We start from the raw sequence: 18,949 nt of genomic DNA on the forward strand, positions 1-18,949 counted from the left end.
CGTCATCACGAACTCAAGGACGACACCCGCTGCGTGCACCACCAGGTCCCACACCAAGCCAAACAAATTGAACCGATCTAACGCCACCAATGCTGGCCACATTTCTACGGGCAGGGTTGAGGGTGTTAGATCGGCTGAGGCTTGGAGAGGGTTTCGAATTCATCCATCAGCAGATGGATTTCGGTACTGGGATTGGGTTCGCCGCTGATGGCGACGTCTTCGAGAATCCTGGGTGCCAAAGCTCTGGCTTTCTGAAAAGGCTCACCCAATTGCTGAGCAAAATAGTTGATGCCTTTGCCCTTCTGGTACGTATCCATGTTCGGTTTTTCTCTGAGGCTTTTGGCCACCAAGTCGCCCGGAGAGTTTTTCCCAACCGCTCTAAATGGCTTTCGATTGAAGCCGAAGTGCAAAAGAAGCCAAAACTCAAAACAGGGAAACGATGCTATGACTTTGATTTTCGGATGAGGCCTCGCCAGATCTATCGCTCTCTCAAAACATTGGTGCGTATCGCGATCCAATGCACAAAACACTTTGTCGAAACGTTTCTGACGGGCAATGGCTCTTTCTACTATACCGCTCGGGTGCGTGACTCCGCAGTGGGCAATTTCTACCTGAGCTTTGGCGCGAAAATGAAAGGCGGCCTCCTCCAGATACCGTTTTCCTGACTTGCTATCTTCACAGAGAACCAGCACTTGGGGCTGAGGCTTGAACCTTGATTTCTTCCGATCAAATGATTTTGTCGAGTGCACCATTGGTCACCCCCGCCTGATCAGCGGCAAACCGCGGTAACGGCCTTCAAAGTAGCGTTTCTCAACATCCTCCCCCTCTCGCCCTTCAAAATCGTGAACGGAAAAAACACTGGTTGCACCATTGGCATCGCGCTCAGTGATCCAGAACTGATCACGCCGCAGAATTTTTGAATTCATTAGATGAGTATCGTGTGTCGTAAAGATCAGCTGAGTATCCAATCCGCTATCGAGATGTTTCCCGATCAGATCAGCAACTATTTCAGGATGGAGGCTGCTGTCCAACTCATCGACAGACAGTATCCCGCTTCCATCTGCGCGATTGATCATGAACCAGGGCAGCCAAAAGCCAATCAGGTTTTTTGTGCCTCCGGACTCCTCTGAAAAATCAAACTTTGCTGTTCCCAAAAGACTTGTATGTGTCAGGGTCACTTTGTCTTTTTGCGCCGCCGCGAAGAACTCTTTAAGCGTGAGCTTCTTCTTGGTCGGAACAGCATCTGCATCCTCAGTATTGAGTTGAATAGCAGACACCGGAATATCCACTGCCCTTAAGAACTCCTTTAAATCAACTGTGTAGTCCGAGGCAACCTGCAAAAACCTGATGGAGGCGGCAGACAGCCCCATCATATTGTTCTGCTCAATGACAAGAAGACCGGTTTGAAACCAGGTAAACGGCGCTCGCAACTGAGTCAGTTCTTCGCTGCTGTTCGCAACGGCCTGCGAAATAAACAACACCTTCGGGCTCGTCAGGCGCCGCCAGGCATTGTGGACATCCCTCCCCCCCTCAAGACTTGAACCAAAAACATACTGCTCTCCCTCATCACCAAAACGACGTTCATACAGCAGTGTTTCTTTCCCTTTGGGATAGGAGACCAGCTGCTCCTTGATTATCCGTTGCGAAGTAATGCGCAGAACAAACCGATATCGGAGCCCGTTTTGAATGAAGTTGTACTCAAAAAAACTGGGTTCGTTCTTGAGCTGCGGGTCAAAACGAAACGGTGAAACCGGCAGCGGTTCATCATTTGAGGAGGGGGTCGTTGCGAGCAGGCGTCCCATGATCCCCATCGCCTGGATCAGAGAAGATTTACCGGACGCGTTCGGCCCGTAAATCGCCGCTACCTTCAACAAGTCCGGTAGTTTTTCGCCACTCACGGAAGGTTTGAATACATTGCGCTTTTTACTCAGGCGTGGGGTCGCAACCATGGACAGGGTTTGCGCCTCACGGAAGGAGCGATAATTGGAAACCGAAAATTCGATCAACATGTAGAAATCCTGCACTTAATTCCTGAAAGCAGAATAAATATAGGAAAAACCATTCATTTGGCGCTGTCTCCCTGCACTTCGTGCAAAAACAGGAAATTCCTACAGATGGAGCCTTCCAGCAAATGCAACGATTCCTACAACAAGCGTCGCCAGAGTAGACTTGGCGCCGCGAGCACCTGAACGATAGGCTTCATCCCGTCGCTGAAAAATCAGCGACCCGGGGTCGAAGCCGGAACAAATCAAAACGGTGCTTACACGCCCCCATAGAACTATGGCTGTTTCATGCCTTCAGTTCTGCTTTATGGCGGGCCGTGTGGCGCGGGCCTTCCGGCTTCCGTTTTGATTGGAAGTGTCCCGACTTCGAACGCCACTCGGTTCGCCACCCAATCTGTCGAAGGGTTGGTGGCGACTTTCCCAATCAAAACGGAAGTCACCTTCATGTCTAAGCAGGCTCGAAATTCGTCCAGAACAGCCTTATGCCGTCTTCTGGGAGTAAGGTCATGACCCATCCTCATTTCACTCCTACTGTCTTCACCCGCCACAACCGCTTCCTCCACGCTTTCATGCAGGACAACCAAGCCTGGTTCTGCGTCCAAGACCTTGGTCGCTTAATGGGCCGCCCACTAGACCAACGACTCACCCTGAAGCTCGATCCTGATCAACGCCGATACGTCTGGTTGCTCAAAAACAGCAAAACCGTCGAATCACTGATGGTCAGCGAATCAGGGATGTACGCCCTGCTCGTTCATCATTTCGTCCCGGAAAACCGAAACCTGCGCCAGTGGCTGAGCAACGAGGTCATGCCAATGCTGCGTGATTCGAACACTGCATCGGTGGAAAACATTCCGAGCCTCAGCTCGTTGCAGTGGGCTGGGATCTCTGTGCCGCTGCTGCATTGGCAGCATCAGGCCTGGATCAAATGGCGGGACATGCCTGATCTGATGCAGGTACAGCGGCCATTCACGATTTGTAGCCGGTGAGCTGATGCACAAAGGGACGGACTTTTACAGGCCGTCCCTTTGGTTTTCCAACATTACTCAATCTCCTACCGTTAAAACCGCGAAACACTCCGCATCGCATCCACCAGATACCTCATCGCAATCCGGTCGCTCTCCGACAGCTCGCGATACCGCTCCACCAACTTCAACTCCTCCGAACTGAGCCGACGCCTTCGCCGACCGGTGGCCAGGCAGGGGAAGATTCCTAATATTTCAGTAATGCCTTGTACTTTCGACATGGACGATGTCCTTCTATACGTCAGAGAAAACTTCAAAACCGCATCGCCCTATCACTTTCAGCAGCCACCTTGTGCCCGCCGAACCCACCGGCCTGAAGGGCCGAAACCGGTCATGCCCATAGAATAGAAATTAAATCGGCGCTGAAAAGCTTTTTTAGAGTAATTAGTCAAAAAAAGCAGATATGCCCTATAAATCAGAAAGTGCTGTGAGAAACGTTACCTGAAATGTCTTGTTTCATTGCCGCGCTGTCGCTGTGCCATCAATCATTTTTGCTCTGCAACCGAACGGTTTAAAGTATTTGGCATCTCTTTAAGGTCCGTTGCGTTTGGCCAAGGCATGTCCGAACCGTTATTTTTGATCCAGCACGTGCCAGGAACGGCGCGGGATTGTTCACGACAGGTTGTACTTATGCACCGCAGGAATTTGCTCAAAGCCTCCATGGCCATCGCGGCTTACACTGGTCTCTCGGCCACCGGCCTATTGGCGGCACACGCCTGGGCTGGCAGCAGCACGGCTGATGGCGACGCTGTGGCGTTCGACTTCGAAGCGCTGAAGAGCCAGGCCAAACAGCTCTCCGGCAAGCCTTGGCAGGACACCAAACAGGTGCTGCCGCCGACACTGGCGACCATGACGCCGCAGAACTTCAATGCGATCCGCTATGACGGTAATCACTCGCTGTGGAAGGACCTGAAAGGTCAGCTGGACGTGCAGTTTTTCCATGTCGGCATGGGTTTCAAGCAACCGGTGCGCATGTACAGTGTCGATCCCAAGACCCGTCTGGCGCGCGAGGTACATTTCCGCCCGTCGCTGTTCAACTATGAAAAAACCACCGTCGACACCCAACAACTCAAGGGCGACCTGGGTTTCTCTGGGTTCAAGCTGTTCAAGGCCCCGGAGCTGGATAAGCACGACGTGTTGTCGTTTCTCGGCGCCAGCTATTTCCGCGCGGTAGACGCCACCGGCCAGTACGGCTTGTCGGCCCGCGGCCTCGCGATCGACACCTACGCCAAGAAGCGCGAAGAATTCCCGGACTTCACCAAGTTCTGGTTCGAGACACCGGACAAGGACAGCACCCGTTTCGTGGTTTACGCCCTGCTCGATTCACCGAGCGCCACTGGCGCCTACCGTTTTGACATCGATTGCCAGGCCGAGCGCGTGGTGATGGAAGTCGACGCCCACGTCAACGCCCGCACCGCCATCGAGCAACTGGGTATCGCGCCGATGACCAGCATGTTCAGCTGCGGCACCCATGAGCGGCGCATGTGCGACACCATTCACCCGCAAATCCACGACTCCGATCGCCTGGCCATGTGGCGCGGCAATGGCGAATGGATCTGCCGCCCGCTGAATAATCCGGCCACCCTGCAATTCAATGCCTTTGCCGACACCGATCCGAAAGGCTTTGGTCTGGTGCAGACCGATCACGAGTTCGCCAATTATCAGGACACCGTCGACTGGTACAGCAAGCGCCCTAGCCTGTGGGTAGAACCTACGACCGCGTGGGGCGAAGGCTCTATCGATTTGCTGGAAATTCCTACAACCGGCGAAACCCTGGATAACATCGTCGCGTTCTGGACGCCGAAAAAACCGGTCGCGGCCGGGGACTCCCTGAACTATGGCTACAAGCTCTACTGGAGCGCCCTGCCGCCAGTGAGTACGCCGCTGGCACGGGTCAACGCGACCCGTTCGGGCATGGGCGGCTTCATTGAGGGCTGGGCGCCGGGCGAGCATTACCCGCAGGTCTGGGCGCGACGCTTTGCCGTGGACTTTACCGGTGGTGGTCTGGAGCGCTTACCCGAAGGCGCGGGGATCGAGCCGGTGGTGACGTGCTCGAACGGTCAGGTGAAGGATTTCAACGTGCTGGTGCTCGATGACATCAAGGGCTACCGCATTACCTTCGACTGGTACCCGACCAATGACAGCGTGGCCCCGGTGGAGCTGCGGTTGTTCATTCGCACCAATGACCGAACGCTGAGTGAAACCTGGTTGTACCAGTATTTCCCGCCGGCACCGGAGAAGCGCAAGTACACCTGAGAGTTGGTTGGGGTCTGAAATGGCCCCTTCGCGGGCAAGTCGGATCGCCGCACCGCTCGCTCCTACGGGATCGGTGATGAACGCTCCACCCCTTGTAGGAGCGAGGCTTGCCCGCGAAGACGACCTGACAGACAACAAACATCTCAGCACAGAAACGCAAAAAGCCCCAGTCAACACGACCGGGGCTTTTGGGTTTCACAGCGGCATTCAGTCCCGCAAATCCGATTCATGAATCGGCTGTTCACGATGGGTCGCCCGCTGGTATTGCGCCGGCCAGATCGCCTTGTGCCCGCCCAGATCATCATCGGCATGCAGCGGCCAATACGGATCACGCAACAATTCCCGGGCAAGGAAGATGATGTCGGCCTGACAGGTACGCAGAATGTGCTCGGCCTGAGCTGGTTCGGTAATCATTCCTACGGTGCCGGTGGCAATCCCTGACTCCTTGCGTACCCGCTCGGCGAAACGGGTCTGATAACCAGGCCCCGTCGGAATCTCGGCGTTTACCGCCGTACCGCCCGACGAGACGTCGATCAGGTCCACGCCCAGATCCTTGAGGCGTCGCGCCAGCTCCACGGTTTCATCGGGGTTCCAGCCATCTTCCACCCAGTCCGTGGCCGATACCCGCACAAACACCGGTAACTCTTCCGGCCACACGGCACGCACCGCTTCGGTGACTTGCAGCACCAGCCGAATTCGATTCTCGAACGAACCGCCGTACTGATCGCGCCGCTGATTGCTCAGGGGCGAAAGAAATTGATGCAGCAGGTAGCCGTGGGCGGCGTGCACTTCGACCACTTTGAAACCGGCGGTCAGTGCCCGTTTGGCCGAATCGACGAATGCCTGGATAACGTCAGCGATCTCGCCCTCATCGAGCTGCTTCGGTGGTGTGTGCTGTGGGTCGAAAGCGATGGGCGAAGGACCGACCGGGATCCAGCCACCGTCCTCCGGCTTGACGCTGCCATGCGTGCCGAGCCACGGCCGATGCGTGCTGGCCTTGCGCCCGGCGTGGGCCAGCTGGATGCCGGCAACGGCGCCCTGGGCGGCGATAAAGCGCGTAATACGTTGCAAGGATTCGATCTGTTGATCATTCCACAGGCCGAGATCCTGGGCGGTGATACGCCCGTCGGCGGTAACCGCCGTGGCCTCGGTGAATACCAGACCAGCGCCGCCGATAGCGCGACTGCCGAGGTGGACCAGATGCCAGTCATTGGCCAGCCCATCGACGCTGGAGTACTGGCACATCGGGGACACCGCGATGCGGTTAAGCAGGGTCAATTGACGAAGGGTATAGGGTTCAAGCAGCAGACTCATGGGGCACCTCTCGAATCAGTGGGCAGGCTCCAGGGTTCTGTTTGAATAGTCGACGAGTGACAGGAAAAAGGTGCAGCACCCGCCCCCGCGGGCAAAAAATTCGACAAGACGTCACAAGGATAATCAAGCAGTGCTTAGAGCCTAGTCGACATCGGGGGGTGAGGGAGGGTTCAAGAAATGAAACACCCAAATTTGAAGTCAACACAAAGTCTGTGGCGAGGGGGCTTGCCCCCGTTCGACTGCGCAGCAGTCGTAAATCCGGTTACTGCGGTGTGCCTGACAGAAATGAGTTGCCTGGGTCTGGGGCCGCTTCGCAGCCCAACGGGGGCAAGCCCCCTCGCCACAGTTATCGCGGTTCGATGTGGGCAATCATCAACTGAACGGTCTCGTTCCCACGGAACTCGTTAAGGTCGAGTTTGTAAGCCAATTCAACCCACTTGATGGTCGGATTTGGCCAGATATCGCGGTCGATACCGAAGGCAATGCCGTCCAGCTTCACCGAACCGCATTCACTCTTCAGCACCACTTTGAGGTGTCGTTCACCGACGACGCGCTGCTCGACCAACTGGAACACCCCATGAAACAGTGGCTCCGGAAAGTGCTGCCCCCAAGGCCCGGCATGCCGCAGGGCGCGGGCCAGTTCCAGGTGAAACTCTTCGACCGCCAGTGTGCCATCCGACAGCAGGCGCCCGGTCAGGTCTTCTTCACGCAATTGCCTGCGCACTTCAGCGTCAAAGGCTTCGGCGAACAACGGAAAATTCGCTTCCGGCAAGGTCAGGCCGGCCGCCATGGCGTGGCCACCGTATTTGCTGATCAGGTTCGGATGCTGCGCCGCGACCACACTCAAGGCATCGCGAATATGAAAGCCCTGAACCGAACGCCCCGAGCCCTTGAGCAGGCCATCGCCGGCATCGGCAAAGGCAATGGTCGGACGGAAATAGCGCTCTTTCATACGCGACGCGAGGATACCGATGACGCCCTGGTGCCACTCGGGATCGAACAGGCACAGACCGAACGGCATCGATTCCACCGGTAAATCCTTGAGCTGGGCCAACGCCTCACGCTGCATGCCTTGCTCGATGGATTTGCGGTCCTGGTTCATGCCATCCAGTTGAGCGGCCATTTCACGGGCAGCGCCCGCGTCTTCGGTGAGCAGGCATTCGATGCCCAGACTCATGTCATCCAGACGTCCCGCCGCATTCAGACGCGGGCCGAGGATGAAGCCAAGGTCGGTGGAGGTGATGCGCGAATGGTCGCGCTTGGCCACTTCAAGGATCGCCTTGAGCCCCGGCCGCGCGCGCCCGGCGCGAATCCGCTCCAGGCCTTGATGCACCAGAATCCGGTTGTTGGCATCCAGCGGCACCACGTCGGCGACACTGCCCAGCGCCACCAGGTCCAGCAATTCGCCAATGTTCGGCTGCGGCTTGCTCTCGTACCAGCCCAGGCTGCGCAAGCGCGCGCGCAGGGCCATCAGCACATAGAAGATCACCCCGACACCGGCCAGGGCTTTGCTCGGGAACTCGCAACCCGGCTGATTCGGATTGACGATGGCATCGGCCAACGGCAGCTCATCGCCGGGCAAGTGGTGATCGGTGACCAACACTTTGAGCCCGGCCTTTTTCGCCGCTGCCACGCCTTCGACGCTGGAGATGCCGTTATCCACGGTGATCAGCAGTTGCGGAGCGCGGGTCAACGCCACTTCGACGATCTCCGGCGTCAGGCCGTAGCCGTACTCGAACCGGTTCGGCACCAGATAGTCGACATGCGCCGCACCCAACAGGCGCAACCCCAGCATGCCCACGGTACTGGCCGTTGCACCATCGGCGTCGAAGTCGCCGACGATCAGAATCCGCTGGCGCTGTTCCAGCGCCGTCACCAGCAAATCCACTGCCGCATCGATGCCTTTGAGCTGCTGATACGGAATCAGCCGCGCCAGGCTCTTGTCCAGTTCTGCCTCGGATTGCACGCCACGCGCCGCGTAAAGGCGTGTCAGCAGCGGTGGAATATCACCGAGGAATGGCAGGGTGTCGGGCAACAGGCGAGGTTCGATGCGCATGGGGTGACAGGTGCTTCTCTTGAATACGTAGGATAAAACCGGGTGATGCGGCCGAGCGGCGAACAATCAGCCGCGTTCGCCGGCCAGCCATTGCAACTGGACTTCATGCTGACCACGGTCGTCGGTGACGAAAATCGTTCCTTCACTGATCATCACGTCCCACTTGATAACGCGTGGCATGTCCTTGGCCAGGGTTTCCAGCACTTCCTGAGGCACGGCGGCTATGTTGACGTTTTTCAGGGTTTTGATGGCAGGGATCACTTTGCCTTCCCAGACGCGCAGGCTGCCGTAAGCCAGCAGGCTGGTGCGTTCGGTGCGGCGCGAGCACCAGGTCAGGCGATCGGCGTCTGGCTGGCCGACTTCGATCCAGTGCAGGACACGGTCATCCAGGCTCTTTTCCCACAGGGCTGGTTCATCCACGTCTGACAGACCGCGGCCAAACGACAGCTGCTCGTTGTACCAGAAGGCGTAGGCCAGCAGCCGCACGGTCATGCGCTCTTCGGTTTCCGAAGGATGACGGGCGATGGTCTGCTTCACGCTCTCGTAAACGCTGCGGTCGAGGTCGGTGAGGTTCAGTTCAAACTTGTAGGTCGTGGACGGCTGGGCCATGAACGGGCTTCTTGATACGTGGAAAGGCGGCAAGTCTAACCGATGCAACAGGTAATCAACGAATTGAAGGCGATCAACCTTGGGCGACTGACGGTCGGCTATGTTAAAACTCTACACTCGCTCAGCCTTTGTCCTACAGGATTCAGCATGCCGTTCTCCAACAAACCGCTCTCGGGTCTGAAAGTCATCGAATTGGGTACGTTGATTGCCGGGCCGTTTGCCTCGCGTATTTGCGGCGAGTTCGGCGCCGAAGTGATCAAGATCGAGTCACCGGACGGCGGTGACCCGTTGCGCAAATGGCGCAAGTTGTATGAAGGCACCTCGCTGTGGTGGTTCGTTCAGGCGCGTAACAAGAAGTCTCTGACCCTGAACCTGAAACACCCGGATGGCCTGGCGATTCTGAAACAGCTGCTCAGCGAAGCAGACATCCTGATCGAGAATTTTCGCCCCGGTGTGCTGGAAAAGCTCGGCCTGGGCTGGGAAGTCTTGCACGCACTGAACCCGAAACTGGTGATGGTGCGGCTCTCGGGTTTCGGCCAGACCGGGCCGATGAAAGATCAGCCAGGCTTCGGTGCGGTCGGTGAGTCCATGGGCGGCCTGCGCTACATCACCGGGTTCGAGGACCGACCGCCGGTGCGCACTGGGATTTCCATCGGCGACTCGATTGCCGCGCTCTGGGGCGTGATCGGCGCGCTGATGGCCTTGCGTCATCGCGAGGTCAACGGCGGCTTGGGGCAAGTGGTGGACGTGGCGCTGTACGAAGCAATCTTCGCCATGATGGAAAGCATGGTCCCGGAATTCGACGTGTTCGGCTTCATCCGCGAACGCACCGGCAACATCATGCCGGGCATCACCCCCTCCTCCATTCACACCAGCGCCGACGGCAAACACGTACAGATCGGCGCCAACGGTGATGCAATCTTCAAGCGTTTCATGCTGATCATCGGTCGCGAAGACCTGGCCAACGACCCTGTGCTGGCCAGCAACGACGGACGCGACAGTCGTCGCGACGAGATTTACGGGGTGATCGATCGCTGGGTCAACTCACTGCCGCTGGACGCGGTGATCGAGCAACTGAACCAGGCCGACGTTCCCGCCAGCCGGATCTTCAGTGCCGAAGACATGTTCAGTGATCCACAGTACCTGGCCCGGGAAATGTTCCTGCAAGCCAAGCTGCCCGACGGCAAGGACTTCAAGATGCCCGGCATTGTGCCAAAACTCTCTGAGACACCCGGCAGCTCCGAATGGGTCGGGCCGCAGCTGGGTGAACACAATGCGCAGGTCCTTCACGACCTTGGCTACGACCCGGCACAAATCGCACTGCTACGTGAAGACGGGGCCATCTAAGCTGAAGCGCCTGCTTTCATCAGTCATCGATTACGCCGGCATAGGTCGCGCGCTGACGGCGCTCGGGCTGTTGGCGGGGCTGATGTCCCCGGCTCTGGCGCAACCTAAAGAGCATTTGCTCTGGCTACTGCGAGATCTGCCGCCCGTGACGATCTTCGAAGGCCCGAAAAAAGGCCAGGGGGTTATCGATCAACTGATGCCGCTGTTGATCGCCGGCATGCCGCAATACGAACACACCCTGATGCGGGTCAATCGCGCCCGTGGCATGCAAATGCTCCATGAAAAATCCTTTACCTGCGACCCTTCGCTGATCTGGAGCGAGGAGCGCGAACAATGGATAGCCTTTTCCATTCCGGCTTTCCGGGCGGTCAGCAATGGGCTGGTGATTCGACGTGAAGATCGGTCGGTGCTGGAGCCCTTTCTCTTTGGCGATGAAGTCGATTTGGCAGCATTGTTGGCCAGCCGTCGAGAGAAAGTCGGTGTAGTGGCCGAGCGCCGTTACGGTCAGTTCCTCGACACGCTGCTGCAACAGGCGCCGCCCGGCGTGCTGGCGCCTCACTACGGCAACAACGCCCTCGGCAGTCTGTTGCAGATGCAGCGCCTGGGTCGTTTGCAGGTGGTCTTGGGTTACTGGCCGGAAATCCGCTATCAGGCTCGTCAGGAACATATTGCCGATGATCAGTTAGAGTTTTATCCGGTCAAAGGCACGGGCAAATACTTGTCCGGGTACATCGGTTGCTCGAATACGCCCCAGGGGCGACAGGCAATCCGTGAAATCAATCAGCTATTGCGCGCCCTGCCCCGCGAGCGCCTGGACCCGCTGTATGCCGACTGGCTCGATCCGCTAAGACGCAAAGACTACCTGGAAGAAACCAGGGCCTTTTTCGAACGTCAGGCTGCGCAATGACAAATCGCAGGCAAAAAGAAACCCCGAGAAGTGGGGAAACGACTCGGGGTTAAACGTGGCCTCTATTAGAGACCAGTGGCAGCAAGCTACAAGCACCGGAGCACAATGCTTGATCCTGCTGTTACATGGTCTGACTGACCTTGGCGCAGGAAGGTTCCCACAAAAAACAATTCAATTTCGGCTGGCCAGGATCTTGTCCTGAGCAGCATGGCGCAACGCCGCGATCACACAGGGTTCCAGACGTCCTTCGGCAATCAGCACGTCGCGATGCAGCCCATCGACGACATCCGTCAGCAGACGTTTGTCGGTTAACTGGGCCTGATTGAACGCCCGTTCGACCACGATAGCGCCGCTCGTACTCTTCAGTGTCACCAGGCATTCGCCATGGGCACCCGATGGGGTCAACTTGACCTGATACGGGCTCAGAGCCTCACCGAGCAATAGACTGATACTTTCCATCTCGATCACCACTCAATAGTCCGAAAACAAAGTGCCTGGGGCGTGTCCACAGTAAATGACCACAGGCCCGAGAAGAAAGTTCTGGATTCCAACGGCAGGCGCACCGGCGCCTCTGGTAGTTAGAGCATGCACGGTAAAGATGACAGTAAAAAAACAGCTGATCCGTGCTTAATGCCAGTCAGTGAAGAAAGGATGTCAAGTGCAAAACCTGTGGCGAGGGGGCTTGCCCCCGTTCGGCTGCGAAGCAGTCGCAAATCCGGTGCATGCGGGGTGCCTGACAGAATGGGGTTGCAGGTTTTAGGACTGCTTCGCAGTCCAACGGGGGCAAGCCCCCTCGCCACAAGTCTTGGCCTTCACTTAACTGACAGGCATTACCCTTCATACTTGCCTTGTTCGCTTGCCGATATCGCTCCATCCGCCCAGCAGTCCTCGCAATTGACCGTCCGCACTGTAGAACGGCACCGTCCACTGGTAGATATCCCTGACGCCGTCCTTGAACCTCAACTGACGTTCGCTGAAGCGGCTCTTGCGAGTACCGAGCTGAACCATGAACTCGGCGTGCAACTGCTCGGCGGTTGCTTTGGGCAAGACATCGAGCTCGATCAGTTGTCGACCCTGAACCTGGTCAAAACGGGTCGATAAACTCTCCTCATAACTTTTGTTGCACATGATCAAACGCCCTTCCAGATCACGCACGAACACCGGATCTGGCATGGCGTCTATCAATGCATGCTGGAATGCGAGCTGGTCATTGAAGTCTTTTTCCGCGGCCCGACGTTGCTGGATCAACACCGTGAGCCGCCGGTTCCACAGCAGGGATAACAGCGCGAAAATACTGCCGACAAAGACGCCCCAGCAGCCCCATTCGGTTATTCGCTGCCAGGTCGAGGGCGCCTGCACAGAAACAATGCCATCGAGCCACTTCAGGCGAATGGCACGTAACTCGGCAGGTGGAAACGCTTCGAGTGCCTTGTTGAGTATGCTCAACAATTGCGGCTGTCCTTTGCGTACCGCCAGATGATCAGCCTCCCATTTTCCCTCCACCGCATGGCCCGCCTTGAGCTGCCCGGACGGATAAAGCTGCGCCCCGGTTTCATTCTCGATGGTGGCGTAGGCTTCACCGCTTTCGACCAGCGCCCTGGCCTCGGCGTAGGTTTTGACCGAGCGCAGCTCAATGGCCGGATAGTCACGACGAATGGTGGCTTCCAGAGCATGCCGGGCCGGCAGCACCAGTACCCGTTTCGCCAGCTGCTTCATGGATTGCACCGGTGGCGCCCCCGCCCGCCCGACGAACACCCAGCCCGCACCACCGAACGCATGACTGAAATCCAGAAACTCCTTGCGCTCTTCACTCATCGCCAGCGTGGTGCTTATGTCCGCCGCGCCGCTTTCCAGCCGCTCCAGCAACTGATCGGTAGAAAACGACTCTTCATGGACGAACTGCAGCCCTGTCATGGCGCTGATGCGGTTGAGCACATCGTTGTTCAAACCGCTCCAGTGACCATGCTCGTCTTTGAACAGGTACAGCGGATACTGCGCGGACGCGACGATGACCGTCGGATGCTCGACAATCCATTGCAGCTCCCGAGCGTCCAATTCGACCGCGGTACCGACGACCGACTCTCGGGGTTCATTAGCCGCCAATTGCGCCGCCAGCCCCCATTGAGCAATGCTCATGGCGACGACCAAAAATACCCAGCACGTGGCTGGTTTAAGCCCTCTGAAAAACAGCATTGCCACTTCCTTGGTGATCGTCTCGCCCGTCCTTCATGGGCGGCTCTTCATTTACGAGACGCGACAAGTGTGGCATGCAGAAATGAGAAAGCCCGTCAGGAGACGGGCTTCAAAATGTGACAACTTTTGCCGGTTACAGCGGCTTGCCGCGGTTGCCATGCTGACTGACAAAGGCCTGCACGGCTTTCAGGTCATTCGGCAATACGGTGCAACGCTCATCTCGCTCAAACAAATCAGAAAGATGTGCAGGTAGCTCAAGCGCTTTTCCTACACCGGCTTTCTCCACTGCGTCAGGGAATTTGACCGGATGGGCCGTGCCCAGGATCACCATCGGGATATCCAGGCTGCGGCGGCATTCGCGCGCGGCCTTCACACCAATGGCGGTGTGCGGGTCCAGCAGCTCACCGGTTTGCTCAAAGACTTCGGCAATGGTTTCGCAGGTTTGGGCGTCGTCCACAGCCAACGAATCGAACAGCTTACGGGCTTCGGTCCAGCGTTCCTGTTCGACGCTGAAACCGCCACCCTGCTTGAAGGTGTCCATCAAACCGGCAATCGCCGCGCCGTTGCGACCGTGCAGGTCGAACAGCAGGCGTTCGAAGTTCGACGACACCATGATGTCCATCGACGGCGACAGCGTGGCGTGCAGGGTTTCCTTGACGTACTGATTGCCGCTCATGAAGCGGTGCAGGATGTCGTTGCGGTTGGTGGCGACGATCAGCTGGTTGATCGGCAGGCCCATGTTGCGCGCCAGGTAACCGGCGAAGATATCGCCGAAGTTGCCGGTCGGTACCGAGAACGACACCGAACGCGCCGGGCCGCCCAATTGCAGGGCTGCGTGGAAGTAGTAAACGATCTGGGCCATGATCCGCGCCCAGTTGATCGAGTTCACCGCCACCAGGCGAGTGCCCTTGAGAAAGCTCTGGTCCGCGAAGCTGGCCTTGACCATTTCCTGGCAGTCATCGAAGTTGCCTTCGATGGCGATGTTATGGATGTTCTCGCCGAAGATGGTGGTCATCTGGCGGCGTTGCACTTCGGACACACGGTTGTGCGGGTGCAGGATGAAGATGTCGACGTTTTCGCAGTGTTTGCAACCTTCGATCGCCGCTGAACCGGTGTCGCCGGAAGTGGCGCCAACAATCACCACGCGCTCGCCGCGCTTTTCCAGCACGTAGTCGAGCAGACGACCCAGCAGTTGCAGGGCGAAGTCCTTGAACGCCAGGGTCGGGCCGTGGAACAGCTCCAGCACCCATTCGTTGCCATTCAGCTGACGCAGTGGCGCAACGGCGTTGTGGGAAAACACGCCATACGTTTCTTCAAGAATCTTTTTGAAATCGGCATCGGGAATGCTGCCGGTGACGAACGGACGCATCACCCGGAAGGCCAGTTCGTGATACGGCAGGCCGGCCCAGGAAGCGATCTCTTCCTGGGTGAAACGTGGCAGGTTTTCCGGCACGTACAGGCCGCCGTCCGTGGCCAAGCCTGCCAGCAGGACGTCTTCGAAATTCAGGGCCGGTGCCTGGCCGCGGGTACTGATATAACGCATGACTGGCTCCAATAGACAGTGTTCGCAAACCCGGGCCCGCGCACGAGCCCGGTGAACGATAACGGCTTAGTTCAAGTGCTCGACGCGGATCCGTACGACCGGGCCGACCACGCCTTCCAAGGCTTCCAGGGCGGTGATCGCGGCGTTCATGTGCTGTTCCAGCACACGATGGGTCAGCAGGATCATCGGCACCAGGCCGTCGTGTTCTTCGACTTCCTTCTGCATGATCGATTCGATGTTGATGCCGCGCTCCGACAGGATGCTCGCCACCTGAGCCAACACGCCCGGATGGTCCTTGGCCTGAATGCGCAGGTAGTAAGCGCTTTCACAGGCTTCGATCGGCAGGATCGGATGGGCCGACAGCGAATCCGGCTGGAAAGCCAGGTGCGGTACGCGGTTTTCCGGGTCGGAGGTCATGGCACGCACCACGTCCACCAGATCGGCGATCACCGACGAAGCGGTCGGTTCCATGCCGGCGCCAGCGCCGTAGAACAGGGTCGAACCGGCAGCATCACCATTGACCATCACGGCGTTCATCACGCCGTTGACGTTGGCGATCAGGCGGTCGGCCGGGATCAGCGTCGGGTGCACGCGCAATTCGATACCGGCCGCGGTGCTGCGCGCCACGCCCAGGTGTTTGATGCGATAGCCCAGGGCCTCGGCGTAGTTCACGTCAGCGGTGGTCAGCTTGGTGATGCCTTCGGTGTAAGCCTTGTCGAATTGCAGCGGAATGCCGAACGCGATGGACGCCAGGATCGTCAGCTTGTGGGCCGCGTCGATGCCTTCCACGTCGAAAGTCGGATCGGCTTCGGCGTAACCCAAGGCTTGCGCCTCGGCGAGGACGTCTTCGAAGGTCCGGCCCTTTTCACGCATTTCGGTGAGGATGAAGTTACCGGTGCCGTTGATGATCCCGGCCACCCAGTTGATGCGGTTGGCGGACAAACCTTCACGGATCGCCTTGATCACCGGAATGCCGCCGGCCACGGCCGCTTCGAACGCCACGATCACGCCCTTCTCGCGGGCCTTGGCGAAAATTTCATTACCGTGAACGGCAATCAGTGCCTTGTTCGCGGTGACCACGTGTTTTCCGTTCTCGATCGCTTTGAGTACCAGCTCGCGGGCAACGGTGTAGCCGCCCATCAGCTCTATGACGATGTCGATCTCAGGGTTCGTGGCCACTTCGAAGACATCGTTGGTAATCGCAATACCGGTCGTCTGGAACTGAGGCTTTGGCGTGCGCATGGCAATTTGTGCCACTTCGATTCCACGCCCGGCACGACGAGCAATTTCCTCGGCGTTGCGCTGAAGTACGTTGAAGGTACCGCCACCGACGGTCCCTAACCCACAGATGCCTACTTTGACCGGTTTCACTGTGAACTCCCCATAAAACGGCCGACGCAGGGTCGGCCGTGAAAACAACCGCAATGACGCGGCCCTCTATTGATGGCCCGGCAAACCTGCCACCGGACCACGATCGTCATAGGCTGACCGTGACGATACGAAATTATTTCGCGCCCAGTGCCAGTTTGGCGACTTGTGGCGCAGGCTGGTAGCCCGGAATGACTTGTCCGTCGGCCAAAACGATGGCCGGTGTACCGTTTACCCCAATCGACTGACCAAGGGCGAACTGTTTGGAAACCGGGTTCTCGCACTTGGCGGCCTTGATTTCCTTGCCATCGACCATTTTGTCCATGGCTGCTTTCTTGTCTTTGGAGCACCACACGGCTTGCAGTTGTTCATCACCCGGCGAGCCCAGGCCCTGGCGCGGGAACGCAACATAACGCACTTCGATGCCGCGCTTGTTCAGCTCAGGCACTTCGGCGTGCAGTTTGTGGCAGTACGGGCATGTAGTGTCGGTGAACACAGTGATGTGCGACTTGGTTTCACCGATCGCCGGGTAAACCACGGTTTCAGCCACTGGAATATCGTTGATCAGTTTGGAAATGCCCAGGCGTTCGGTCTTCTCGGTCAGGTTGACCGGTTGGCCGTCCTTGAGCTGGAACAGGTAACCCTGAACGACGTATTGGCCGTCGGCGCTGGCGTAAAGCACGCGGCTGCCCTTGAGTTTGACTTCGTACAGACCTGGCAGCGGGCTGGCGCTGATGGTTTCGACCGGCACCTCGAGCTTGAGGTTTTCCAGGCTTTTACGAATGGCTTTGTCGGCCGCGTCATCGGCGACGGCAAAGGTGCTGACCAACGCAATGGCTGCGGCGGCGAAAATCTGGGTCAGACGCATGAGAACTCCTGAAGGCGGACAAATGGGACGATCAGAACGCCCGTGCCGAAACACCGGGTCATAACCGCCCATCGTGCAAACCGGCAAAGCCTACCACATAAGGCCCCTGTGGCGAGGGGGCTTGCCCCCGTTGGGTTGCGAAGCAGCCCCTCTTTGGCGATCCCTATCCGACATATGGACCGAGGCGTGGGGATTGACGACTGCTGCGCAGCCGAACGGGGGCAAGCCCCCTCGCCACAGGTCAGCATTTCCATCCCAGGAGCTGCGTTAGCCGCGCGGGTGATGTTTGGCGTGCAAATCCTGCAAGCGTGCGCGGGCGACGTGGGTGTAGATCTGGGTGGTCGAGAGATCGCTGTGGCCGAGCAGCATTTGCACTACCCGCAGGTCGGCACCGTGGTTGAGCAGGTGCGTGGCGAAGGCATGACGCAGGGTGTGCGGCGACAACGACTTGCCGATCCCCGCGACCTTGGCCTGATGCTTGATCCGATGCCAGAAGGTCTGGCGGGTCATTTGCTCGCCGCGCTGGCTGGGGAACAGCACATCGCTGGGCCGCCCACCCAGCAACTCGCCACGGGCATCGCGCATATAGCGCTCGACCCAGACAATCGCCTCCTCGCCCATCGGCACCAGTCGCTCCTTGCTGCCCTTGCCCATCACCCGCAGCACGCCCTGGCGCAGATTGACCTGTTCCAGCGTCAGGCTAATCAGCTCCGTCACCCGCAAACCACACGCATAAAGCACCTCCAGCATGGCGCGGTCTCGCTGGCCGATGGCTTCGCTCAAGTCTGGCGCGGCTAGCAGCGCTTCCACATCGGCTTCCGACAAGGACTTAGGCAACGGTCTACCCAACTGGGGCATATCGACGCGCAAGGTCGGATCGACCGCGATCAGCTTTTCTCGCAACAAATAGCGATAGAAGCCACGTACACCGGAAAGAAACCGCGCCGTAGAACGGGGCTTGTAGTTTTGCTCCAGGCGCCAGGCCAAGTGATCGAGGATCAACTCGCGTCCAGCGTTGATCAGTTCCAGGCCCTTCTCCTGCAACCAGCCGTTGAACAAGGCCAGGTCACTGCGATAGGCATCGCGGGTATTATCGGAAAGGCCTTTCTCCAGCCACAGGGCGTCGAGGAACTGGTCTATCAGGGGATGATCGATGGCGGGCATGGGGGCTCAGGACAGGCAGGCAAAAGGCCGCGAATAACGAAGATTGACGCTAGTCTTTCACAGCACGTTGGTAGTGACACCTAAAATTCAGGCATAAAAAAAGCATCCCTTGCAGGTAATGCCAGTCAGTTAAAGTGCGCAGCCTGTGGGAGCGGGCTTGCTCGCGAAAGCGGTGTGTCAGGCGACATCAATATTGACTGTACCACCGTCTTCGCGAGCAAGCCCGCTCCCACATTGGATTGCGCTTAACCGACTAGCATTAACCCCTGCGGGATGCTTCTTTTTGTATGAGGCGCTCA

16 protein-coding genes are annotated in these 18,949 nt (G+C 58.0%); 4 read left to right on the forward strand and 12 right to left on the reverse strand.

Annotation, left to right across the window (positions count from 1 at the left end; genetic code table 11):
* Positions 1-125: 125 nt before the first annotated feature.
* A complete protein-coding gene (locus tag ACA044_RS24775) occupies positions 126-752 on the reverse strand; it encodes an RloB family protein (protein ID WP_497443708.1) in 627 nt (208 codons plus the stop codon).
* A gap of 3 nt (positions 753-755) precedes the next feature.
* On the reverse strand, positions 756-2,009 hold the full coding sequence (locus ACA044_RS24780; RefSeq protein WP_497443709.1) for an AAA family ATPase: 1,254 nt from the start codon (positions 2,007-2,009) through the stop codon (positions 756-758).
* Between the two features lie 500 nt (positions 2,010-2,509).
* Here ACA044_RS24780 and ACA044_RS24785 point away from each other — a divergent pair, with 500 nt between their 5' ends.
* Positions 2,510-2,989 carry a BRO-N domain-containing protein gene (locus ACA044_RS24785; protein WP_497443710.1) on the forward strand — a complete coding sequence of 160 codons (480 nt, stop codon included), beginning with the start codon at positions 2,510-2,512 and terminating at the stop codon, positions 2,987-2,989.
* 71 nt (positions 2,990-3,060) lie between these two features.
* On the opposite strand, the gene ACA044_RS24790 is transcribed toward ACA044_RS24785, so the two are convergent.
* Positions 3,061-3,246: a hypothetical protein gene (locus ACA044_RS24790; protein WP_038979098.1), complete on the reverse strand. Its 186-nt coding sequence runs from the start codon at positions 3,244-3,246 to the stop codon at positions 3,061-3,063.
* A gap of 409 nt (positions 3,247-3,655) precedes the next feature.
* Between ACA044_RS24790 and ACA044_RS24795 the strand changes: the two genes are divergently transcribed.
* Positions 3,656-5,281 (forward strand): glucan biosynthesis protein D, encoded by a 1,626-nt coding sequence (locus ACA044_RS24795; RefSeq protein ID WP_497443711.1) that lies wholly within the window; start codon positions 3,656-3,658, stop codon positions 5,279-5,281.
* Positions 5,282-5,488: 207 nt separating this feature from the next.
* On the opposite strand, the gene ACA044_RS24800 is transcribed toward ACA044_RS24795, so the two are convergent.
* The 3 genes from ACA044_RS24800 to ACA044_RS24810 all read right to left on the reverse strand — a co-directional run bounded on the left by ACA044_RS24800 (position 5,489) and on the right by ACA044_RS24810 (position 9,260).
* On the reverse strand, positions 5,489-6,595 hold the full coding sequence (locus tag ACA044_RS24800; protein WP_497443712.1) for an NADH:flavin oxidoreductase/NADH oxidase: 1,107 nt from the start codon (positions 6,593-6,595) through the stop codon (positions 5,489-5,491).
* Between the two features lie 346 nt (positions 6,596-6,941).
* Positions 6,942-8,651 (reverse strand): single-stranded-DNA-specific exonuclease RecJ, encoded by a 1,710-nt coding sequence (gene recJ, locus ACA044_RS24805; RefSeq protein WP_497443713.1) that lies wholly within the window; start codon positions 8,649-8,651, stop codon positions 6,942-6,944.
* A 66-nt stretch (positions 8,652-8,717) separates the two neighbouring features.
* The gene (locus ACA044_RS24810) at positions 8,718-9,260 is read right to left on the reverse strand and encodes a YaeQ family protein (protein ID WP_095054212.1); all 543 of its coding nucleotides are present in this window, start codon (positions 9,258-9,260) and stop codon (positions 8,718-8,720) included.
* Positions 9,261-9,407: 147 nt separating this feature from the next.
* Here ACA044_RS24810 and ACA044_RS24815 point away from each other — a divergent pair, with 147 nt between their 5' ends.
* Positions 9,408-10,607, forward strand: coding sequence for a CaiB/BaiF CoA transferase family protein (locus tag ACA044_RS24815; protein WP_497443714.1), 1,200 nt, complete (start codon positions 9,408-9,410; stop codon positions 10,605-10,607).
* Positions 10,588-11,514 carry a TIGR02285 family protein gene (locus tag ACA044_RS24820; protein ID WP_497443715.1) on the forward strand — a complete coding sequence of 309 codons (927 nt, stop codon included), beginning with the start codon at positions 10,588-10,590 and terminating at the stop codon, positions 11,512-11,514. The genes ACA044_RS24815 and ACA044_RS24820 overlap by 20 nt, the downstream gene beginning before the upstream one ends.
* A 171-nt stretch (positions 11,515-11,685) precedes the next feature.
* Here the strand turns inward: ACA044_RS24820 and ACA044_RS24825 are convergent, their stop codons facing one another.
* The 6 genes from ACA044_RS24825 to xerD form a co-directional block, all read right to left on the reverse strand.
* Positions 11,686-11,973, reverse strand: a complete 288-nt coding sequence (locus ACA044_RS24825) for a DUF3509 domain-containing protein (RefSeq protein WP_497443716.1) — start codon at positions 11,971-11,973, stop codon at positions 11,686-11,688.
* Between the two features lie 378 nt (positions 11,974-12,351).
* On the reverse strand, positions 12,352-13,707 hold the full coding sequence (locus ACA044_RS24830; RefSeq protein ID WP_497443717.1) for a transporter substrate-binding domain-containing protein: 1,356 nt from the start codon (positions 13,705-13,707) through the stop codon (positions 12,352-12,354).
* 133 nt (positions 13,708-13,840) lie between these two features.
* A complete protein-coding gene (gene thrC, locus ACA044_RS24835) occupies positions 13,841-15,250 on the reverse strand; it encodes a threonine synthase (RefSeq protein WP_007897604.1) in 1,410 nt (469 codons plus the stop codon).
* A gap of 66 nt (positions 15,251-15,316) precedes the next feature.
* Positions 15,317-16,621: a homoserine dehydrogenase gene (locus ACA044_RS24840; protein WP_497443718.1), complete on the reverse strand. Its 1,305-nt coding sequence runs from the start codon at positions 16,619-16,621 to the stop codon at positions 15,317-15,319.
* A 133-nt stretch (positions 16,622-16,754) separates the two neighbouring features.
* The gene (locus ACA044_RS24845) at positions 16,755-17,486 is read right to left on the reverse strand and encodes a thioredoxin fold domain-containing protein (RefSeq protein ID WP_497443719.1); all 732 of its coding nucleotides are present in this window, start codon (positions 17,484-17,486) and stop codon (positions 16,755-16,757) included.
* 267 nt (positions 17,487-17,753) lie between these two features.
* Complete coding sequence (gene xerD / locus ACA044_RS24850) at positions 17,754-18,650, reverse strand: site-specific tyrosine recombinase XerD (protein WP_007934017.1); 897 nt, start codon at positions 18,648-18,650, stop codon at positions 17,754-17,756.
* Positions 18,651-18,949 lie beyond the last annotated feature (299 nt).

This window comes from Pseudomonas sp. LBUM1673, from assembly GCF_059695645.1.

What these genes read in the sequence shown, in the direction of transcription:
- ACA044_RS24810 (WP_095054212.1), bottom strand. Translation starts at nt 9,260, where the DNA reads ATGGCCCAGCCGTCCACGACCTACAAGTTTGAACTGAACCTCACCGAC.
- ACA044_RS24845 (WP_497443719.1), bottom strand. Translation starts at nt 17,486, where the DNA reads ATGCGTCTGACCCAGATTTTCGCCGCCGCAGCCATTGCGTTGGTCAGC.
- ACA044_RS24830 (WP_497443717.1), bottom strand. Translation starts at nt 13,707, where the DNA reads ATGCTGTTTTTCAGAGGGCTTAAACCAGCCACGTGCTGGGTATTTTTG.
- ACA044_RS24780 (WP_497443709.1), bottom strand. Translation starts at nt 2,009, where the DNA reads ATGTTGATCGAATTTTCGGTTTCCAATTATCGCTCCTTCCGTGAGGCG.
- recJ (WP_497443713.1), bottom strand. Translation starts at nt 8,651, where the DNA reads ATGCGCATCGAACCTCGCCTGTTGCCCGACACCCTGCCATTCCTCGGT.
- ACA044_RS24775 (WP_497443708.1), bottom strand. Translation starts at nt 752, where the DNA reads ATGGTGCACTCGACAAAATCATTTGATCGGAAGAAATCAAGGTTCAAG.
- ACA044_RS24785 (WP_497443710.1), top strand. Translation starts at nt 2,510, where the DNA reads ATGACCCATCCTCATTTCACTCCTACTGTCTTCACCCGCCACAACCGC.
- ACA044_RS24790 (WP_038979098.1), bottom strand. Translation starts at nt 3,246, where the DNA reads ATGTCGAAAGTACAAGGCATTACTGAAATATTAGGAATCTTCCCCTGC.
- ACA044_RS24795 (WP_497443711.1), top strand. Translation starts at nt 3,656, where the DNA reads ATGCACCGCAGGAATTTGCTCAAAGCCTCCATGGCCATCGCGGCTTAC.
- xerD (WP_007934017.1), bottom strand. Translation starts at nt 18,650, where the DNA reads ATGCCCGCCATCGATCATCCCCTGATAGACCAGTTCCTCGACGCCCTG.
- ACA044_RS24825 (WP_497443716.1), bottom strand. Translation starts at nt 11,973, where the DNA reads ATGGAAAGTATCAGTCTATTGCTCGGTGAGGCTCTGAGCCCGTATCAG.
- thrC (WP_007897604.1), bottom strand. Translation starts at nt 15,250, where the DNA reads ATGCGTTATATCAGTACCCGCGGCCAGGCACCGGCCCTGAATTTCGAA.
- ACA044_RS24800 (WP_497443712.1), bottom strand. Translation starts at nt 6,595, where the DNA reads ATGAGTCTGCTGCTTGAACCCTATACCCTTCGTCAATTGACCCTGCTT.
- ACA044_RS24815 (WP_497443714.1), top strand. Translation starts at nt 9,408, where the DNA reads ATGCCGTTCTCCAACAAACCGCTCTCGGGTCTGAAAGTCATCGAATTG.